Below are 18,042 nucleotides of genomic sequence, written 5' to 3' on the forward strand. Positions count from 1 at the left end.
TCAGGAGAGAGTGATGAGCTACGTAAACACCCCTAACAGTTTTCGTCAGCGCCTGCTGGCGGGGGAAACCCTGATCGGCAGCTGGTGTGCGCTGGCAAACCCGATTACCACGGAAGTGCTGGGTCTGGCCGGATTTGACTGGCTGGTGCTGGATGGTGAGCACGCTCCCAACGATATCACCACTTTTGTACCGCAGCTGATGGCCCTGAAGGGCAGCGTCAGTGCGCCGGTGGTTCGCCCGCCGTGCAACGAACCGGTGATCATTAAGCGGCTGCTGGACATCGGTTTTTCCAACTTTCTGATCCCCTTCGTGGAAACGGCAGAAGAAGCGGCGCTGGCCGTGGCTTCCACCCGCTATCCACCGCTGGGTATTCGCGGGGTTTCGGTTTCCCACCGCAGCAACATGTACGGCACCGTGCCGGAGTACAACAGCACCATCAATGACAACATTACCGTGCTGGTGCAGATCGAAACCCAGCAGGCGGTGGACAATATTGACGCCATCGCGGCTGTCGACGGCGTGGATGGTATTTTTGTCGGCCCGGGCGACCTTTCGGCTGCGCTGGGCTATCTCGGCCAGCCGGCGCATCCGGAAGTGCTGAAAGTCATTAAGCATGTCTTTGAGCGGGCAAAAGCGGTCGGCAAACCCAGCGGGATCCTGGCACCGGTTGAGGCCGACGCGCGCCGCTATCTGGAATGGGGTGCCGGTTTTGTGGCGGTAGGCAGCGATCTTGGTGTCTTCCGTGGGGCCACTCAGGCCCTGTGCGATCGCTTCAAAAAATAACCCACACTTAAGGAGAAATGAGATGAAAATTGGCTTTATTGGTCTGGGCATCATGGGCAAACCCATGAGCAAAAATCTGCTGAAAGCAGGCTATTCGCTGGTGGTTCGCGATCATAACGCTAATAGCGTGGCAGAACTCGTCAGCCTGGGCGCAACGTCAGCCGCTTCTTCCAGGGCGGTGGCGGAGCAGAGTGACGTGATTATCACCATGCTGCCGAACTCTCCTCATGTTAAAGAAGTGCTGCTGGGCGAAGAGAGCGTAATCCAGGGCGCGAAACCGGGCACTATCGTAATTGATATGAGCTCGATTGCCCCGCTGGCCAGCCGAGAAATTCATCAGGAGCTGGCGAAGAAAAACATCGCGCTGCTGGATGCGCCGGTCAGCGGCGGCGAGCCGAAGGCCATTGAAGGCACTCTTTCCGTCATGGTTGGCGGTGACAAGGAGCTGTTCGACAAGTGTTATGACATCATGAAGGCGATGGCGGGGTCGGTAGTGCACACCGGCGAAATCGGCGCAGGCAACGTGACCAAACTGGCTAACCAGGTGATTGTGGCGCTGAATATTGCGGCGATGTCGGAGGCGCTAACGCTGGCCACGAAAGCCGGAGTGAACCCGGACCTGGTGTATCAGGCAATCCGTGGCGGCCTGGCTGGCAGTACCGTGCTGGATGCTAAAGCCCCGATGGTGATGGACCGCAACTTCAAGCCGGGTTTCCGCATCGATCTGCATATCAAAGACCTGGCCAACGCGCTGGACACCTCGCACGGCGTCGGGGCGCAGCTGCCGCTGACCGCCGCAGTGATGGAGATGATGCAGGCGCTGCGTGCAGATGGACTGGGCACCGCCGACCACAGCGCGCTGGCTTGCTATTATGAGAAGTTAGCCAAAGTTGAAATCAGCAAGTAGCACAGGCGACCGGCTTTGCTTGCTGAGCCGGTACCTGCACTGCTTGCCCGCCAGTTCAAAAGCGCACGGATAATGTATGAAAATAGTAATCGCACCGGATTCATATAAAGAGAGTCTGTCAGCCCAGCAGGTTGCCACGCAGATTGAGTTGGGGTTTCGCGAGATTTTCCCCGATGCAGACTACGTGAAACTGCCGGTAGCTGATGGAGGTGAAGGAACAGTTGAGGCGATGGTGGCGGCTACCAGCGGCAGTCTGATTCGGCTGAACGTCACCGGCCCGCTGGGTGAACCCGTCGAGGCTTTTTATGGCCTCTCCGGCGATGACAGTTGCGCCTTTATCGAGATGGCCGCTGCCAGCGGGCTGGAGCTGGTGCCCGCCGCCCGTCGCGATCCGCTGGTTACCACGTCTTACGGCACGGGAGAGCTGATCCGTAACGCACTGGATAAGGGTGTCGAGCACTTTATTATCGGTATCGGCGGCAGCGCCACCAACGATGGTGGCTCCGGTATGGTGCAGGCACTGGGGGCGAAGCTGCTGGATAAGCATGGGCGACAGATCGGTTACGGCGGCGGACAACTGCCGGAGCTGGTCAGTATTGATATGAGCACTTTAGATCCCCGCATCAAAAACTGCCGGTTTGAAATTGCCTGTGACGTGACAAATCCGCTGCTGGGCGATGAAGGGGCTTCCGCCATTTTTGGCCCGCAAAAAGGGGCCACGCCGGATCAGGTTTTGCAGCTGGATAAGGCGCTGGCTCATTATGCTGAAGTTATCCATCGCGAGCTGGATATCGACGTGCTGTCGGTTCCCGGTGGCGGCGCAGCTGGTGGCATGGGCGTTGCACTGCATGCGTTCTGTCAGGCCGAGCTGCGGCGGGGGATTGAGATCGTCACCGAGGCGCTGGGGTTGGATGAGCTGGTCAAAGACGCCACGCTGGTGATCACCGGTGAAGGACGTATCGACAGCCAGACCATCCACGGCAAAGTGCCGATAGGAGTGGCAAAAGTCGCTAAACGTTACAACAAGCCGGTGATTGGCATTGCGGGGAGCCTGACCGCTGATGTGGCAGTGGTCCACGATCACGGCCTGGATGCGGTTTTTAGTGTGATTTACAGCATCTGTACGCTGGAAGAGGCGCTTGCTGATGCGGCAGAGAATGTGCGGATGACCGCGCGAAATATTGCTGCTTCACTGGCTATCGGGCAGACAATGCGCGGGGAATAAATTCCGTCATTACGAGCGAACATCGGTTCGGGCGGAATTAATTCCGCCCCTGCAGTCAGGCATATTGCATTGTGGGGAAAATCATTCACCCTGCCAGCCGCTACTCCTCACTTATGCCCAGCGTCTCTTTCGCCAGTCTGGCAACATTCTCCATCTCATCCAGCAGTTCAAACAGTTCTGGCTCAATGATCTCAATGTCGTTATTGGCTCTCAGGCTCTGCTCCAGCTGCTGGCACAGCTGCTTCAGGCGTGGCACGCCGCTGTAGCTGGCGCTGCCGTGCAGTTTGTGAATGATGTCGCGCAGCCCGATCGGATTGTTTTCTGCCATATTGCTCTCGACCAGCGCGTGCACATCCGGCAGGAAATCAATCAGCATTTTCAGCAGGTCACGGGCTAAATCGGGCTTATTGGCAGCCTGGCGCAGCGCCAAATCCCAGTCCAGAGAGGCCGAAACATCAGGGAGTTTCGGCATTGCAGGCACCACGCCCGGCGAGTAGCGTGCGAGCAGATGGCCGAGTTTCACCTCATCAATCGGTTTGGCGAGATAGTCATTCATCCCGGCCTTAAACAGATGTTCCCGTTCGCCATCCAGCGCATGGGCGGTCACTGCCACAATCGGGGTGGAAGCATGTTCCGGCAGCTGACGGATCAGTTCACTGGCGCGGATGCCGTCAATGTCCGGCATCTGAATATCCATCAGAATAATATCCAGATCCTGCTGCTTCGCCTTCTCAATTGCCATTTCGCCGCTGTCGCTGAGCACGATTTTTTCCACCTGTTCTTCCAGCAGCGCCTCAATCAGCTTCAGGTTGGCCGGGTTATCATCCACCGCCATCACCGTCAGCGGCAGCCGCTGTCTGCCCGGCCGGTATTCAGTCTCACGCGAGTGATGATCCAGCAGTACCGGCAGCAGGCGGGAAAGAGAAACCGGTTTAATCAGACAGGCACTGACGCCACGGGCTTTTAAGTCCTCCGCATAGACCTGCATCTGACACGGCAGCGCCATTATCACGTTATCAGCGCGCTGCAGGGTCGGCAGCAGTTCATGGTTGCTGATCTCCTGGTCATGATCCCGGGTGACCGGCAGGCCAATCAGCAGGGCATCGTAGTGCGGCTCAGTCAGCCCCTCCAGCGTGGCACTATAGCTGACCGTCATTCGCGTGGCCGCCAGCAGATCCATCGTCGCCTGAGCCGCGGCCGGGTTCGCCTCAACATAGGCCAGACGCTTGCCCTGCAGGCAGTCTGCCGCACGGGGATCGCTGGCTGCGTTAGGGTTGAGAGCCAGATTGATATGGAACCAGAAGGTCGAACCCTGGTTCAGTCGGCTGTGGAAGGAGATCTCTCCACCCATTTCGTTGACCAGTTTCTGGGTGATCACCAGCCCCAGCCCGGTGCCGCCATGACGCCGCGAAATACTGGCATCGGCCTGGCGGAAGGCCTGGAAAAGCTGCGACTGCTGCTTCTCGGAAATGCCGATGCCGGTATCGTGGATCTGCACTTCCAGATCGACCCGATTGTTGCTCAGCGAGCGCTTCTCAACGCGGATATCAATATTGCCGCGCTCGGTAAACTTAATGGCGTTGCCCAGCAGGTTGACGATGATCTGTTGAAGGCGTAGCGGGTCACCGATGGCGTTATCCGGCACGTCATGCTGGATGCTCATCGTCAGTTCCAGCCCTTTTTCATGAGCTGACTGGGCCAGCAGCACCACTACCTCATCCAGCGTGGCGCGCAGCGGGAAGGGGATAGTTTCCAGCACCAGCTTGCCCGCTTCCAGCTTGGAGAAGTCGAGCACGTCATTGATGATGCTAAGCAGATTGTTTGCCGAGCGCTCAATGGTATGCAGATAGTCGCGCTGGGTAATATTCAGTGAAGTCTTCAGCGTCTGACGGGTAAAGCCGATCACGCCATTCAGCGGAGTCCGCAGTTCGTGCGACATATTGGCGAGGAATTCGGATTTGATCCTCGCTGCTTCCTGCGCACGCTTCTTGGCCAGATCCAGCTCAACGTTCTGGATCTCCATCTGCTCCAGCGTTTCGCGCAGATCGGAAGTGGCCTGGTCGATATTCTGCTGCATCTCTTCGTGATAGGCGGTCAGCGACATCGCCATTGAGTTAATGCCGTTTTTCAGCATATCCAGCTCACCCAGCATATGTCCGGCCACCCGGCTGTCGAGCTGTCCGCGGCGGATGCGATCGACGGTGTTCACCATATTGCGGATTGGCCCGGTCACGTCACGCATCAGCCGGTAGGCAAACAGCATGGCCAGGCACAGGCAGAAAAGCAGCAGCAGGGTGGAGACAAAAACTTCTTTGTACTGCTGTAATCTGACCGACTGTAAATCCAGCTCGATGGCCACGTAGCCCAGCGGGTTGCCGCTGGGTTTGGCATCTTCATCCGGCGACTCATCCGGATAGTAACTTTCGGAAAGAATCGGGGTGCGGAGGATCACCGAATTGCCCTGACGCTCATAGCTGAAGGTATCCGGTAACGTTGTGCCTTCCGGAACGCGCAATTTTTCAGCATTGAAATGATAATTAGAGGTAACGAAGAGCTGGTTCTGCGCATCGAACACGGTAATGGCGCGGACAATGTCGGAATGACGACGGTGCAGCAGGCTGACCAGCTGGCGAACTGACTCCTTGCTGTGGAAGGTCATGCCGTATTCGCTGGAGACGGCCAGCGGTTCAATGATGTTGGCACCCGCATCCACCAGCTGGTGCTGTAACTCATTGTAACGATGCACAATAAAGAAAGTACTCAACAGCAGCCCAATCATCAGCGTGGGGGCCAGAATCAAAATCATCATGCGTGCCCGCAGGCTGTATTTGGTCATAATTGTCCTGTTGCGCGGGTGACTCCGGTCGAATTTATCCGATCGCTGGTGTAGGCTACGCACGCTTTTTCGCTAACAACACTAAAGAAGAAACTGAATAATGGCGCAATTCTACTCTGCAAAACGGCGTGTGACGACCCGCCAGATCATAACTGTTGCAGTTAATGACCTTGACGGATCGGGTCAGGGCATGGCACGGCATAACGGGAAGGCGCTGTTTATCAGCGGAGCGTTGCCCGGCGAGCAGGCAGAAGTGGAAATTACCGGGGACAAACGCTCCTGGGCGCGGGGGACCGCCAGACGTATCCTCTCTGCCAGCCCTGAGCGCGTGGAACCGAAATGCCCACATTTCACCCGCTGCGGCGGTTGCCAGCAGCAGCACGCCTCTCCGGCCTTGCAACAGCAGAGTAAAGCCAAAGCGCTGGCCCGCCTGCTCAGTCAGGAAACCGGGCAGCAGGTTGCCGTTGATGCCATTCTTTCCGGTGAGCCATATGGCTATCGCCGCCGCGCCCGTCTGGGCCTGAACTTCGACAAGCGCAGCCAGACATTACAGATGGGATTCCGTCAGGCGGCCTCCAGCGATCTGATTACCCTCACCCAGTGCCCCGTTTTGAAGCCCGAACTTAATGCGTTGATCCCGCCATTGCATCAGGTCCTGGGCAGTTTACAGGCAGTCCGCCGCCTGGGACATGCAGAGCTGGTGCTGGCGGATAACGGCCCGCTGCTGGTTTTACGTCACCTGGACCCGCTAAGTGCGGCAGACCAGCAAAAACTGGAACAGTTTTCGCATAACCATCAGGTAGCGCTGTTTCTGGCTCCTGACAGCGACACGCTGGTGCAGCTCAGTGGCGATATGCCTTTTTATCGGATCGATAGCCTTAAACTGAATTTCAGCCCGCGTGACTTTATTCAGATAAATGGCGAGTTGAATGAACTGATGGTCAGCGAAGCGCTGGCATGGCTGGATTTGCAGCCAGAAGATCGGCTGCTTGATTTGTTTTGTGGCATGGGAAACTTCACGCTTCCTTCAGGAAAACGGGTGGAAAATGTCACGGGTGTGGAGGGCGTTGAAGCATTAGTCCTAAAGGCCAGGTATAATGCCGCCGAGAACAGTCTGAATAATGTTGAATTCTTTCAGCACAATCTGGAAGAGGATGTTGCGGGGCAGCCGTGGGCTGCAAAAGGGTTTAACAAGGTGTTACTGGACCCGGCCCGAGCCGGAGCGGCAGGTGTTATACCTCACATAATTAAACTTGCCCCGGAACACGTGGTCTATGTTTCCTGTAATCCGACTACACTTGCCCGGGATAGTCAGAATTTTCTGGCATCAGGCTACCAATTGGAAAGGGTTACGCTGCTTGATATGTTTCCGCATACCGGGCACGTGGAATCCATGGTGTTATTTAGCCGAAAACAGGCTCCCGAAAGGGAGTAAGCCAGGAGAGGATATGGTTGCGGTAAGAAGTGCACATTTGAATACGGCTGGCGAGTTCGCTCTCGACCAATGGATCACCAGTTTGGGGATCTCTAACCAGCAGTCATGTGAACGACTGGCCGATACCTGGCGCTATTGCGAAGAAGCCACGCAGCACCTTGCTGACGCCGCGCTCCTGCTGTGGCGCGGCGTGGAGATGGTGGAAATCCTCTCGATGCTCAGTATGGACAGCGAAAGCCTGCGCGCTGCGCTGTTGTTCCCTCTTGCCGATGCCAATGTGGTTTCGGAGGAGGTATTGGAAGAGAAATTCGGCAAAGCCATCGTCTCGCTGGTCCACGGCGTGCGCGACATGGACGCCATCCGTCAGCTGAAAGCCACTCATAATGACTCGATGGCTTCTGAGCAGGTCGATAACGTTCGCCGCATGCTGCTGGCGATGGTGGAAGATTTCCGCTGTGTGGTGATCAAGCTGGCCGAGCGGATTGCCCATCTGCGTGAAGTGAAGGATGCGCCGGAAGATGAGCGCGTGCTGGCGGCCAAAGAGTGTACCAATATCTATGCGCCACTGGCCAACCGTCTCGGTATCGGTCAGTTGAAGTGGGAGCTGGAAGATTTCTGCTTCCGCTATCTGCATCCCGATGAATACAAACGCATCGCCAAACTGCTGCACGAGCGGCGTATCGATCGTGAACAGTACATCGATACCTTCGTGCAGTCGCTGCGTACCGAAATCATCAAAGAGGGCGTCAAGGCTGAAGTCTATGGCCGTCCGAAGCACATCTACAGCATCTGGCGCAAAATGCAGAAGAAGTCGCTGACGTTTGATGAACTGTTTGACGTACGGGCGGTGCGGATCGTGGCTGAGCGCCTGCAGGACTGCTACGGTGCGCTGGGGATTGTGCACACGCTGTATCGCCATCTGCCCAGCGAGTTTGACGACTACGTGGCTAACCCGAAACCGAACGGCTATCAGTCAATCCACACCGTGGTGCTGGGGCCAAAGGGCAAGACGGTGGAAATTCAAATCCGTACCCGCCAGATGCATGAAGATGCCGAGCTGGGTGTGGCCGCTCACTGGAAGTATAAAGAGGGCGGTACCACGGGCAGCGCACGTGGCGCATCTGGCCATGAAGAGCGGATTGCCTGGCTGCGTAAGCTGATTGCCTGGCAGGAAGAGATGGCTGACTCCGGCGAGATGCTGGATGAGGTGCGCAGCCAGGTCTTCGACGACCGCGTATACGTATTTACCCCCAAAGGGGACGTGGTGGACCTGCCGGCAGGCTCCACGCCGCTGGACTTCGCCTACCATATTCACAGCGATATCGGTCACCGCTGTATCGGGGCCAAAATTGGCGGCCGCATCGTGCCGTTTACCTACCAGTTGCAGATGGGCGATCAGATCGACATTATCACCCAGCGGCAGCCGAACCCCAGTCGCGACTGGCTGAACCCCAACCTGGGTTACGTCACTACCAGCCGTGGGCGCTCCAAAATTCACGCCTGGTTCCGCAAACAGGATCGTGACAAAAACATCGTGGCAGGACGGCAGATCCTCGACAGCGAGCTGGACCATCTCGATATCAACCTGAAAGAAGCCGAAAAGCTGCTGCTGCCGCGCTACAACTTCAACACGCTGGATGAGCTGCTGGCGGCGATTGGCGGCGGGGATATCCGCCTCAATCAGATGACTAACTTCCTGCAGTCCAGGCTGAACAAGCCGAGTGCGGAAGAGGAAGACCGCGAAGCGTTGCGCCAGCTGACACAGAAATCAGCTGCGCCGCGCAGTAAGGAAAGCGGTCGTGTGGTGGTGGAGGGCGTCGGTAATCTGATGCACCACATTGCCCGCTGCTGCCAGCCGATCCCGGGCGATGACATTGTTGGCTTTATCACTCAGGGCCGGGGGATCTCCATCCACCGTGCCGACTGCGATCAACTGACCGAGCTGATGTCCCATGCGCCTGAGCGGATTGTCGATGCGGTCTGGGGCGAAAGCTACTCCAGCGGCTACTCGCTGGTAGTGCGCGTTACCGCTAACGACCGCAGTGGCCTGCTGCGCGATATCACCACCATCCTGGCTAACGAAAAGGTCAACGTGCTGGGCGTTTCCAGCCGCAGCGACACCAAAAAGCAGCTGGCGACCATCGATATGGATATCGAAATCTATAACCAGCAGGTGCTGGGCAGGGTGCTGGCAAGGCTGAATCAGGTGCCGGATATCATTGACGCTAAGAGATTACATTGATCTTCGGGGGCTATTTTACTTGCTGAATCAGTATCAATTGGTTTGCATGAAGCCTGCGTCATTATGCCGTACAGTCGCTTTTTATCTCTTTTCACCCAATAAACGGACTCTGTTATGAACGCATTAGAGCGCCTGCTGGGAATCATGAAAACCCTGCGCGATCCGCAAAAAGGCTGCCCGTGGGACCGCGAGCAAACCTTTGCCACCATCGCCCCTTATACGCTGGAAGAGACCTGGGAGGTGCTGGACGCCATCAGCCGCGAGGATTTTGACGATCTGCAGGGCGAGTTAGGCGATCTGCTGTTTCAGGTGGTGTTTTATGCCCAGATGGCCGATGAAGAAGGGCGTTTTAACTTCGAGGACATCTGCAACACCATCAGTGACAAGCTGGAGCGCCGTCACCCGCATATCTTCGGCGACGTGAAGGTCAGCGGTAGCAAAGAGGTGCTGGCTAACTGGGAGCAGATTAAAACCAGTGAGCGGGCCGGTAAAGAGCAACACTCCGCGCTGGATGATATCCCTCGCGCGCTGCCCGCCCTGATGCGATCGCACAAGATTCAAAAGCGTTGCAGCAACGTCGGTTTTGACTGGCACACTCTCGGTCCGGTGCTGGATAAAGTGTATGAAGAGATCGACGAAGTGATGCACGAGGCAAAACAGGCGGTGGTCGATCAGCAGAAGCTGGAAGAAGAGATCGGCGACCTGCTGTTTGCTACGGTTAATCTCTCCCGCCACCTTGGCAGCAAGGCAGAAACCGCACTGCAAAAGGCCAACGACAAATTCGACCGCCGCTTCCGTCAGGTGGAGCAGATCATTGCTGCTCAGGGTTTAAAAATGCAGGAAGCGACGCTGGAACAGATGGAAGCCGCCTGGCAGCAGATCAAATCCCAGGAATAACAGCTGACTCGATTCAACAAAAATGTGACTTGTGTCAACCTCAAACGCCGCGCGCCAGGGTAATATCGTGGCGGTCAATACGGTGGCTGGCAGATAACCAGAAACGATCAATTGTGGCACTGAGGGGATTCCGGTATACTGTTTTCCCGTCCTGGTTATTCCATCGTCTTTAAACCTACTTTCTCAGGTTCAGCATGACAACGAACTATATTTTTGTGACCGGCGGGGTCGTATCCTCTCTGGGTAAAGGCATTGCCGCAGCCTCCCTGGCCGCCATTCTTGAAGCACGTGGTCTTAATGTGACCATCATGAAGCTGGACCCGTATATCAACGTGGATCCGGGCACCATGAGTCCCACTCAGCACGGCGAAGTGTTCGTCACCGATGACGGCGCGGAAACCGATCTGGATCTGGGCCACTACGAGCGCTTCATCCGCACCAAAATGAGCCGTCGTAACAACTTCACCACTGGCCGTATCTACTCAGAAGTTCTGCGCAAAGAGCGCCGTGGCGACTATCTGGGCGCGACCATTCAGGTGATCCCACACATTACCAATGCCATCAAAGAGCGCATCATCGAAGGCGGTGAAGGCCATGATGTGGTGCTGGTGGAAATTGGGGGAACCGTCGGGGATATCGAATCTCTGCCGTTCCTCGAAGCCATACGCCAGATGGCCGTTGATGTGGGCCGCGAACACACCATGTATATGCACCTGACTCTGGTGCCTTATATGGCTGCAGCCGGTGAAGTGAAAACCAAACCGACTCAGCACTCCGTTAAAGAACTGCTGTCTATCGGTATCCAGCCTGACGTGCTGATCTGCCGCTCCGATCGTGCCGTACCGGCCAATGAACGTGCGAAAATCGCGCTGTTCTGTAACGTACCGGAAAAAGCGGTTATCTCTCTGAAAGATGTTGATTCCATCTATAAAATCCCTGGCATGCTGAAATCTCAGGGCCTGGATGACTATATCTGCAAACGCTTCAGTCTGAACGCGCCGGAAGCTAACCTGGCCGAATGGGAACAGGTTATTTACGAAGAAGCCAACCCGGGCGGCGAAGTAACTATCGGCATGGTCGGCAAATACGTTGAGCTGCCGGATGCCTATAAGTCAGTGATTGAAGCGCTGAAGCACGGTGGCCTGAAAAACCGCGTCACGGTGAACATCAAGCTGATCGATTCGCAGGACGTTGAAAGCCGCGGTGTCGAATTGCTGAAAGATTTGGATGCTATCCTGATCCCAGGCGGCTTCGGCTACCGTGGTGTGGAAGGCAAACTGATGACCGCTCGTTATGCGCGTGAAAACAACATCCCATACCTGGGCATCTGCCTGGGTATGCAGGTTGCTCTGATGGAGTTTGCCCGTAACGTTGCCGGTATGGAAGGCGCAAACTCCACGGAATTTGTGCCAGACTGTAAGTACCCGGTGGTGGCATTGATCACCGAGTGGCGCGACGAAGAAGGCAATGTTGAGCTGCGTACCGAACAGAGCGATCTGGGCGGTACCATGCGACTGGGCAGTCAGCAGTGCCAGGTGACCAAAGACAGCCTGGTGCATCAGCTGTACGGTTCTGACACCATTGTCGAGCGCCATCGCCACCGCTATGAAGTGAACAACATGCTGTTGAAGCAAATCGAAGCGGCTGGATTACGTGTGGCAGGCCGCTCCGGGGACGACCAACTGGTGGAGATCATTGAGATCCCTGACCACCCTTGGTTTGTTGCGTGTCAGTTCCATCCGGAATTTACCTCAACACCCCGTGACGGTCACCCGCTGTTTGCCGGCTTTGTGAAAGCGGCCAGCGAGTACCAGAAGCGTTTGGCTAAATAAGTGTTTTCATAACGGCGCGCGAACTTTTCGCGCGTTGTTTGTCTGAGTTTAGATAACTTGTACTGAGGAAAAACTAATGTCCAAAATCGTTAAAGTCATCGGTCGCGAAATCATCGATTCTCGTGGCAACCCGACCGTTGAAGCAGAAGTGCATCTGGAAGGCGGTTTCGTTGGTATGGCGGCTGCGCCATCAGGCGCGTCTACCGGTTCCCGCGAAGCGCTGGAACTGCGTGACGGTGACAAGTCTCGTTTCCTGGGCAAAGGCGTAACCAAAGCCGTTGCCGCAGTAAATGGCCCAATCGCTGACGCGGTGACCGGCAAAGATGCGAAAGACCAGGCAAACATCGACAAGATCATGATCGATCTCGACGGGACTGAGAACAAATCCAAGTTCGGCGCTAACGCCATCTTGGCTGTTTCTCTGGCCGCTGCTAAAGCCGCTGCTGCTGCGAAAGGCATGCCGCTGTATGAGCACATCGCTGAACTGAACGGCACCCCAGGCAAATTCTCTATGCCACTGCCAATGATGAACATCATCAACGGTGGTGAGCACGCCGACAACAACGTCGACATCCAGGAATTCATGATCCAGCCAGTGGGCGCAAAAACCCTGAAAGAAGCCATCCGTATGGGTTCTGAAGTGTTCCACACCCTGGCAAAAGTTCTGAAGTCTAAAGGCATGGGCACTGCAGTTGGTGACGAAGGTGGCTACGCGCCAAACCTGGGTTCCAACGCCGAAGCGCTGGCTGTTATCGCTGAAGCGGTAAAAGCAGCAGGCTACGAGCTGGGCAAAGACATCACTCTGGCGATGGACTGTGCAGCGTCTGAATTCTACAAAGACGGCAAATACGTGCTGGCTGGCGAAGGCAATAAAGCCTTTACCTCTGAAGAGTTCACTCACTTCCTGGAAGATCTGACTAAACAGTACCCAATCGTTTCTATCGAAGACGGTCTGGACGAGTCTGACTGGGCGGGCTTCGCTTACCAGACCAAAGTACTGGGCGACAAAATCCAGCTGGTGGGCGACGATCTGTTCGTGACCAACACCAAGATCCTGAAGGAAGGTATCGATAAAGGCATCGCTAACTCCATCCTGATCAAATTCAACCAGATCGGTTCTTTGACCGAAACTCTGGCTGCGATCAAAATGGCGAAAGATGCTGGCTATACCGCAGTGATCTCTCACCGTTCAGGTGAAACCGAAGACGCCACTATCGCTGACCTGGCGGTTGGTACTGCAGCGGGCCAGATCAAAACCGGTTCTATGAGCCGTTCTGACCGTGTTGCCAAGTACAACCAGCTGATCCGTATCGAAGAAGCGCTGGGCAGCCGTGCGCCATTCAACGGTCTGAAAGAAGTTAAAGGTCAGTAACTGGCTGAACCCGGGGCGCTGAGCCTGGGGTTAACTTGCCTGACCAGAAAGCCCGGACTTCCGTCCGGGCTTTTTTACGCTTTTTGCACCCCGCCGTACACCAGTTTCCCCTGATGGAATGTAGCCTGTACCTCCGGCATGCTGCCGGTGCCAAACGGTAACCAGTGGTCAATCACGCTGCCGGTGCCGGGTATCACCTTCACACCTTGCTCACTCGGCATCACCAGCTTACCGATTGGGATCGTCGAAGCCACGCTGAACTGCTGCGCTGCCAGCCCGGCGCTGCTGTAGCTGATTCGCCAGCTGAGCTCCATCGCATCCAGTGCCTGGCAAACCTCTTCGCGATACAGCTTGTTCAGCGGAAACAGCACCGGCGGTACCGGCGAATGCTCAAAGGTGGGCCAGTCCACGTTGTCCAGTCACAGCACAGGCTCGGCCCGTGAGGCATTAGCCTTATCCCCTCTGGCCTGTTTGATCAGAATGATGTTCAGCTCTTCCCGCTGCGATGCACTGCGCAGTTCGTTGCTAATGCCGCTGGAGACATCCAGCCGCTGATGAGGATGGCTGCGGCTGAACTGCTGGGGATTAAACAGGGAATAGCGATTCATTTAATCAATACTCATCGCGCTGATATCGTATTTTTCAATACCAGCCGCTCAGTTAGTCCGGGCAACGGCAAAGATAAAAAATGCGTGTTGTGACAGTGATGAACAAATATGTCTTCGGAAGCTTTTCGTGGGGTGAGGATAATCTGAAAAGAAGTCACCTGAACCATCTGGTGAGGGCTGTTAATTCAGTTTAATCATAATGTTGGAGTGATTTTGGTGGTGTTACGGATTGGTCTGATTTGCGTTGTGTCAGCAGAATTATCAGTTTGTTTTATGTAAATTTCCGGTAAATAAATGTAATCAGGACCAAGTTATAATGAAATATCGGGCGGATGTGGATGGGCTGAGGGCGCTGGCGGTATTGCCCGTCATTGCTTATCATATGGGGATCGGTGGCATACCCGGAGGATTCACTGGTGTGGATATCTTCTTTGTCATATCAGGGTATCTGATATGCGGCATTATCTATTCCGGGGCCATTAACAACACCTTCTCTTATCTGGATTTCTACAAGCGACGCTGCCTGCGTATCCTTCCGCCACTGTTTGTGGTGCTGCTGAGCACGCTGGCATTCGGTTATTATCACCTGCTGCCTGCGCAGTTCAGCGATCTGAGCAACAGCTCGCTGGCCACGCTGCTGTTCTCCTCCAATCTGTTCTTCTGGAAAACCACCGGTTACTTTGCCGGACCGGCCGAGCTGAAGCCGCTGCTGCACACCTGGTCACTGGCGGTTGAAGAGCAGTTCTATATCATCTTCCCGGTTATCCTGCTGTTTGTGGTGCGCTTTTTCCGCCAGAGAGCCACTCAGGTGATGCTGCTGATTATCGGCGTTTCGCTGCTGCTGAGCATTTTTGCCGTCACCCGCAAACCGACCTTCACTTTCTATATGCTGCCCACCCGTGCATGGGAACTGGCGCTGGGCGGCACGATCGCCGTGGCCGGTCTGGAAGCGAAGATGAGCAAAGTTACACAGGGCGTAAAACACCTGATGAGCCTCGCCGGACTGGCGCTGATCCTGACCGGTTTTCTGTGGCTGGATACCAGTAAACCTTTCCCGGCCTGGAATGCTCTCTGGCCATGCCTCGGCAGCTTCCTGATTATTCTGGCGGGGCAGAAAGCCGCCGTTTCCCGCGTGCTGGCGCTGAAGCCGGTGGTTTATATCGGCATGATCTCCTACTGCCTCTACCTCTGGCACTGGCCGATCATTGTCTACAGCCGGATGTTCTTTAACTTTGCGCCAGGCATACGTGAACTGGTGATTGTCGGTATGACGCTGGGGCTGGCGGTGGCTTCCCGCTATCTGATTGAAATCCCGTTCCGCTACAAGCTGGCCGTGTTCTCTCCCGGCAGGATCGTGACTGCTTCAGTTATCGGGCTGGTACTGATGGCGTCCGGCACGCTGTACAAAGGCCACCTGAGCAACAATGCCGGGCAGTTCTCTGCTGAAGCGCTGGCGCTGGCGAAGTACTCCCAGTACAAAGATATGCCTGAGTTCAGCTACCAGTACCGTCCTGGTCGCTGCTTTGTTGATGGTAAAAGCGAAGAAGATAAGCCGTTCGATCGCGATTACTGCCTGAAAACTTCCGCCAGCGCGAAGAACTACGTGCTGATTGGTGACAGTCATGCGGCACACCTGTGGCGGGCGTTGAGCCTGGCGGCAGGAGAGGGGATCAATGTGATTCAGGCGACATCGGCGGGCTGCAAGCCACTGTATCAGCAGGCGCTACGCAATCCCTGTACTGACCTGGTGGATTATGTTTACGGTTCATGGATAGCGGATCATAAAATCGATGGGGTGATTATCTCCGCCCGCTGGTTGCCGGAAGATATTGCTCCGCTGAAGGCGACGCTGGAACATCTGAAAGGCGTTTCAAATAACATTATAGTGATGGGGCCGACCATTGAGTATTCTGAGGCGCTGCCGGACCTGCTGGCCTACCAGACCGACGGGCGTAAAGATCTGGTGGCCGGTTCCATTGACCACAGTATCAAAGGCACTGACCAGACCATGAAGCAGGTGATGCAGGATGAGCAGGTGCCCTATATTTCAGTCTATTCGATTATCTGCCCTGGCGACATCTGCCGTGGATCAGCTTCTGATGGTCATCCGATTTCCAACGACTACGGCCACCTGACGCTGAGCGGTGCGAAGGATGTGGCAAAAGAGGCGATGCTTGAGATGCATCAGGATAACTTTATGTAGCGGAGCAGGCCAGCATAACCCGGCGTTGCAAGCGCCGGGAGCTTTATGAAAGGGTGTTTTAACAAGTTGTCACCTACACGGCACAATGAGATTTGGTTAAGGTGTGGCAATCTGTCATAATCTGCGCCCTTATTTTCACTTCCAGTCGAGATGGTGATGCAGTACCCGATAAATGAGATGTTCCAGACGTTGCAGGGCGAAGGGTTTTATACCGGCGTTCCGGCAATTTTTATCCGCCTGCAGGGATGCCCGGTGGGCTGCAGCTGGTGTGACACCAAACACACCTGGGATAAGCTGGCCAATCGGGAAACCTCGCTGGGCGATATTCTGTTAAAGACCGTGGAGTCAGATGCCTGGGGTGCGGCTGACGCGCAGGCGTTGCTGGCCGTGATTGCACAGCACGGCTGGACAGCACGGCATGTGGTGATCACCGGGGGGGAACCCTGCATTCACGATCTGACACCGCTGACGCAGACGCTGGAGCGCAATGGCTTCAGTTGTCAGATTGAGACCAGTGGCACCCATGAAGTGCGCTGCAGCGAAGCCACCTGGGTGACGGTATCGCCAAAGGTGAATATGCGCGGCGGTTATGATGTGCTGAATCAGGCGCTGATCCGCGCAGATGAAGTGAAACATCCGGTAGCCCGCCAGCGTGATGTGGATGCGCTGGATGAGCTGCTGGCTACGCTGCACGATCAGAAAAGCCGCATCGTGGCGCTGCAGCCGATCAGCCAGAAGGACGATGCCACTAAGCTGTGCATTGAAACCTGCATTGCGCGCAACTGGCGGCTGTCGATGCAGACGCATAAATACCTGAACATTGCCTGACCGTTTGCTGGCGGCATCCCTGCCGCCGGTGAATTATTCTGCTTTACCCGCCTTTGCCTTGTACGCTTCGAACGCCGATTTAATCTCGGTTTTTGCCGCGGCGGCGTCGTTAAACCCGTTCAGTTCCACCTTCTTACGGCCATCCGGCAGCTGCTTGTAGACGCGGAAAAAGGCCTGCAGACGCTCCTGCTCCAGTTCCGGCAGATCGCTGACCGTTTTGATTTCATCGTAAGTCGGGTCGATTTTGCTGGCCGGAACGGCAACGATCTTGTCATCAGACTCGCCGCCATCAATCATTTTCAGTACGCCAATCGGGCGCAGTTTGATCAGTGTGCCTGGTGCCATTGGCGCACGGGTGTAGAAAATCACATCCAGCGGATCGCCATCGCCGCCCAGCGACTGAGTCAGAGAGCCGTAGTTGGCCGGATAGGTCACCGGCATGGACTGGAAACGATCGGCCACGATAAAACCGGTTTTGGCGTCGGTTTCATATTTGATGATGCCGCCCGCCGGAATTTCAGTAAGCGCATAAAACTCGTCAGGATTGTTTTCAGGCTGAGGAAAATCCAGGATATTCATTGCACTGACCTGCGAAGAGGCCGCCAGAAGTAACGCAACAGCAGAAATTTTACGTAACGGATTCATTGTTGATTCTCTCGATCTTTAATGAAGGAGCCCACAACGTAGAGTAAATATGTGACAGTAAAATTTCTGCTGAGCAAAGCGAGCCGGATTGCCCGGCCTGTGGAGGTAAGGTCCGGTTAGTTCGGAACCGGGCTGGAGTCAAATTCAGTAAACCATATATGGACGCCCCGGGTGTTACAAGTACTGGTTCGATACGGTTTGCGACCATATATCCGGCGTCGTTAGTGG

The 18,042-nt window shown here is 55.5% G+C and carries 13 protein-coding genes and 1 pseudogene; 10 read left to right on the forward strand and 4 right to left on the reverse strand.

Annotation, left to right across the window (positions count from 1 at the left end):
- Positions 1 to 13: 13 nt before the first annotated feature.
- The 3 genes from garL (at position 14) to AC3Y5R_RS06010 (ending at position 2,916) form a co-directional block, all read left to right on the forward strand.
- Positions 14 to 784, forward strand: a complete 771-nt coding sequence (gene garL / locus AC3Y5R_RS06000) for a 2-dehydro-3-deoxyglucarate aldolase (RefSeq protein WP_489920566.1) — start codon at positions 14 to 16, stop codon at positions 782 to 784.
- Positions 768 to 1,691, forward strand: a complete 924-nt coding sequence (garR, locus tag AC3Y5R_RS06005; RefSeq protein WP_489920583.1) for a 2-hydroxy-3-oxopropionate reductase — start codon at positions 768 to 770, stop codon at positions 1,689 to 1,691. Before garL ends, garR begins: the two co-directional genes overlap by 17 nt.
- A 76-nt stretch (positions 1,692 to 1,767) precedes the next feature.
- Positions 1,768 to 2,916: a glycerate kinase gene (locus AC3Y5R_RS06010; RefSeq protein WP_489920567.1), complete on the forward strand. Its 1,149-nt coding sequence runs from the start codon at positions 1,768 to 1,770 to the stop codon at positions 2,914 to 2,916.
- A gap of 100 nt (positions 2,917 to 3,016) precedes the next feature.
- Here the strand turns inward: AC3Y5R_RS06010 and barA are convergent, their stop codons facing one another.
- Positions 3,017 to 5,752 carry a two-component sensor histidine kinase BarA gene (barA, locus tag AC3Y5R_RS06015; protein WP_489920568.1) on the reverse strand — a complete coding sequence of 912 codons (2,736 nt, stop codon included), beginning with the start codon at positions 5,750 to 5,752 and terminating at the stop codon, positions 3,017 to 3,019.
- 100 nt (positions 5,753 to 5,852) lie between these two features.
- Between barA and rlmD the strand changes: the two genes are divergently transcribed.
- The 5 genes from rlmD (at position 5,853) to eno (ending at position 13,530) form a co-directional block, all read left to right on the forward strand.
- A complete protein-coding gene (rlmD, locus tag AC3Y5R_RS06020; protein WP_489920569.1) occupies positions 5,853 to 7,187 on the forward strand; it encodes a 23S rRNA (uracil(1939)-C(5))-methyltransferase RlmD in 1,335 nt (444 codons plus the stop codon).
- 13 nt (positions 7,188 to 7,200) lie between these two features.
- The gene (gene relA / locus AC3Y5R_RS06025) at positions 7,201 to 9,429 is read left to right on the forward strand and encodes a GTP diphosphokinase (protein ID WP_489920570.1); all 2,229 of its coding nucleotides are present in this window, start codon (positions 7,201 to 7,203) and stop codon (positions 9,427 to 9,429) included.
- Positions 9,430 to 9,543: 114 nt separating this feature from the next.
- Positions 9,544 to 10,326, forward strand: a complete 783-nt coding sequence (gene mazG, locus AC3Y5R_RS06030) for a nucleoside triphosphate pyrophosphohydrolase (RefSeq protein ID WP_489920571.1) — start codon at positions 9,544 to 9,546, stop codon at positions 10,324 to 10,326.
- Positions 10,327 to 10,520: 194 nt separating this feature from the next.
- Positions 10,521 to 12,158 (forward strand): glutamine hydrolyzing CTP synthase, encoded by a 1,638-nt coding sequence (gene pyrG, locus AC3Y5R_RS06035; protein ID WP_489920572.1) that lies wholly within the window; start codon positions 10,521 to 10,523, stop codon positions 12,156 to 12,158.
- A 76-nt stretch (positions 12,159 to 12,234) separates the two neighbouring features.
- Positions 12,235 to 13,530 (forward strand): phosphopyruvate hydratase, encoded by a 1,296-nt coding sequence (gene eno, locus AC3Y5R_RS06040; RefSeq protein WP_158784030.1) that lies wholly within the window; start codon positions 12,235 to 12,237, stop codon positions 13,528 to 13,530.
- A gap of 131 nt (positions 13,531 to 13,661) precedes the next feature.
- Here the strand turns inward: eno and AC3Y5R_RS06045 are convergent.
- Both AC3Y5R_RS06045 and AC3Y5R_RS06050 read right to left on the reverse strand, forming a co-directional pair.
- Positions 13,662 to 13,811, reverse strand: a pseudogene (locus AC3Y5R_RS06045) (deaminase); the annotation flags it as partial.
- A 138-nt stretch (positions 13,812 to 13,949) separates the two neighbouring features.
- Positions 13,950 to 14,138 carry a hypothetical protein gene (locus tag AC3Y5R_RS06050; protein ID WP_489920573.1) on the reverse strand — a complete coding sequence of 63 codons (189 nt, stop codon included), beginning with the start codon at positions 14,136 to 14,138 and terminating at the stop codon, positions 13,950 to 13,952.
- Between the two features lie 316 nt (positions 14,139 to 14,454).
- Here AC3Y5R_RS06050 and AC3Y5R_RS06055 point away from each other — a divergent pair, with 316 nt between their 5' ends.
- Complete coding sequence (locus AC3Y5R_RS06055) at positions 14,455 to 16,341, forward strand: acyltransferase family protein (protein ID WP_489920574.1); 1,887 nt, start codon at positions 14,455 to 14,457, stop codon at positions 16,339 to 16,341.
- Positions 16,342 to 16,497: 156 nt separating this feature from the next.
- Entirely contained in the window at positions 16,498 to 17,169 is a 672-nt protein-coding gene (gene queE / locus AC3Y5R_RS06060; protein ID WP_489920575.1) for a 7-carboxy-7-deazaguanine synthase QueE, read from the forward strand.
- A 33-nt stretch (positions 17,170 to 17,202) separates the two neighbouring features.
- Here queE and AC3Y5R_RS06065 read toward each other — a convergent pair whose 3' ends face one another.
- A complete protein-coding gene (locus AC3Y5R_RS06065) occupies positions 17,203 to 17,814 on the reverse strand; it encodes an inorganic diphosphatase (RefSeq protein ID WP_489920576.1) in 612 nt (203 codons plus the stop codon).
- Positions 17,815 to 18,042: the final 228 nt, after the last annotated feature.

This window comes from Erwinia sp. 009765445 (genome assembly GCF_058137865.1).

Coding starts and splice junctions, on each gene's coding strand:
- AC3Y5R_RS06050 (WP_489920573.1), bottom strand. CDS start 14,138: ATGAATCGCTATTCCCTGTTTAATCCCCAGCAGTTCAGCCGCAGCCAT.
- pyrG (WP_489920572.1), top strand. CDS start 10,521: ATGACAACGAACTATATTTTTGTGACCGGCGGGGTCGTATCCTCTCTG.
- relA (WP_489920570.1), top strand. CDS start 7,201: ATGGTTGCGGTAAGAAGTGCACATTTGAATACGGCTGGCGAGTTCGCT.
- rlmD (WP_489920569.1), top strand. CDS start 5,853: ATGGCGCAATTCTACTCTGCAAAACGGCGTGTGACGACCCGCCAGATC.
- garL (WP_489920566.1), top strand. CDS start 14: ATGAGCTACGTAAACACCCCTAACAGTTTTCGTCAGCGCCTGCTGGCG.
- queE (WP_489920575.1), top strand. CDS start 16,498: ATGCAGTACCCGATAAATGAGATGTTCCAGACGTTGCAGGGCGAAGGG.
- AC3Y5R_RS06010 (WP_489920567.1), top strand. CDS start 1,768: ATGAAAATAGTAATCGCACCGGATTCATATAAAGAGAGTCTGTCAGCC.
- AC3Y5R_RS06065 (WP_489920576.1), bottom strand. CDS start 17,814: ATGAATCCGTTACGTAAAATTTCTGCTGTTGCGTTACTTCTGGCGGCC.
- eno (WP_158784030.1), top strand. CDS start 12,235: ATGTCCAAAATCGTTAAAGTCATCGGTCGCGAAATCATCGATTCTCGT.
- barA (WP_489920568.1), bottom strand. CDS start 5,752: ATGACCAAATACAGCCTGCGGGCACGCATGATGATTTTGATTCTGGCC.
- mazG (WP_489920571.1), top strand. CDS start 9,544: ATGAACGCATTAGAGCGCCTGCTGGGAATCATGAAAACCCTGCGCGAT.
- AC3Y5R_RS06055 (WP_489920574.1), top strand. CDS start 14,455: ATGAAATATCGGGCGGATGTGGATGGGCTGAGGGCGCTGGCGGTATTG.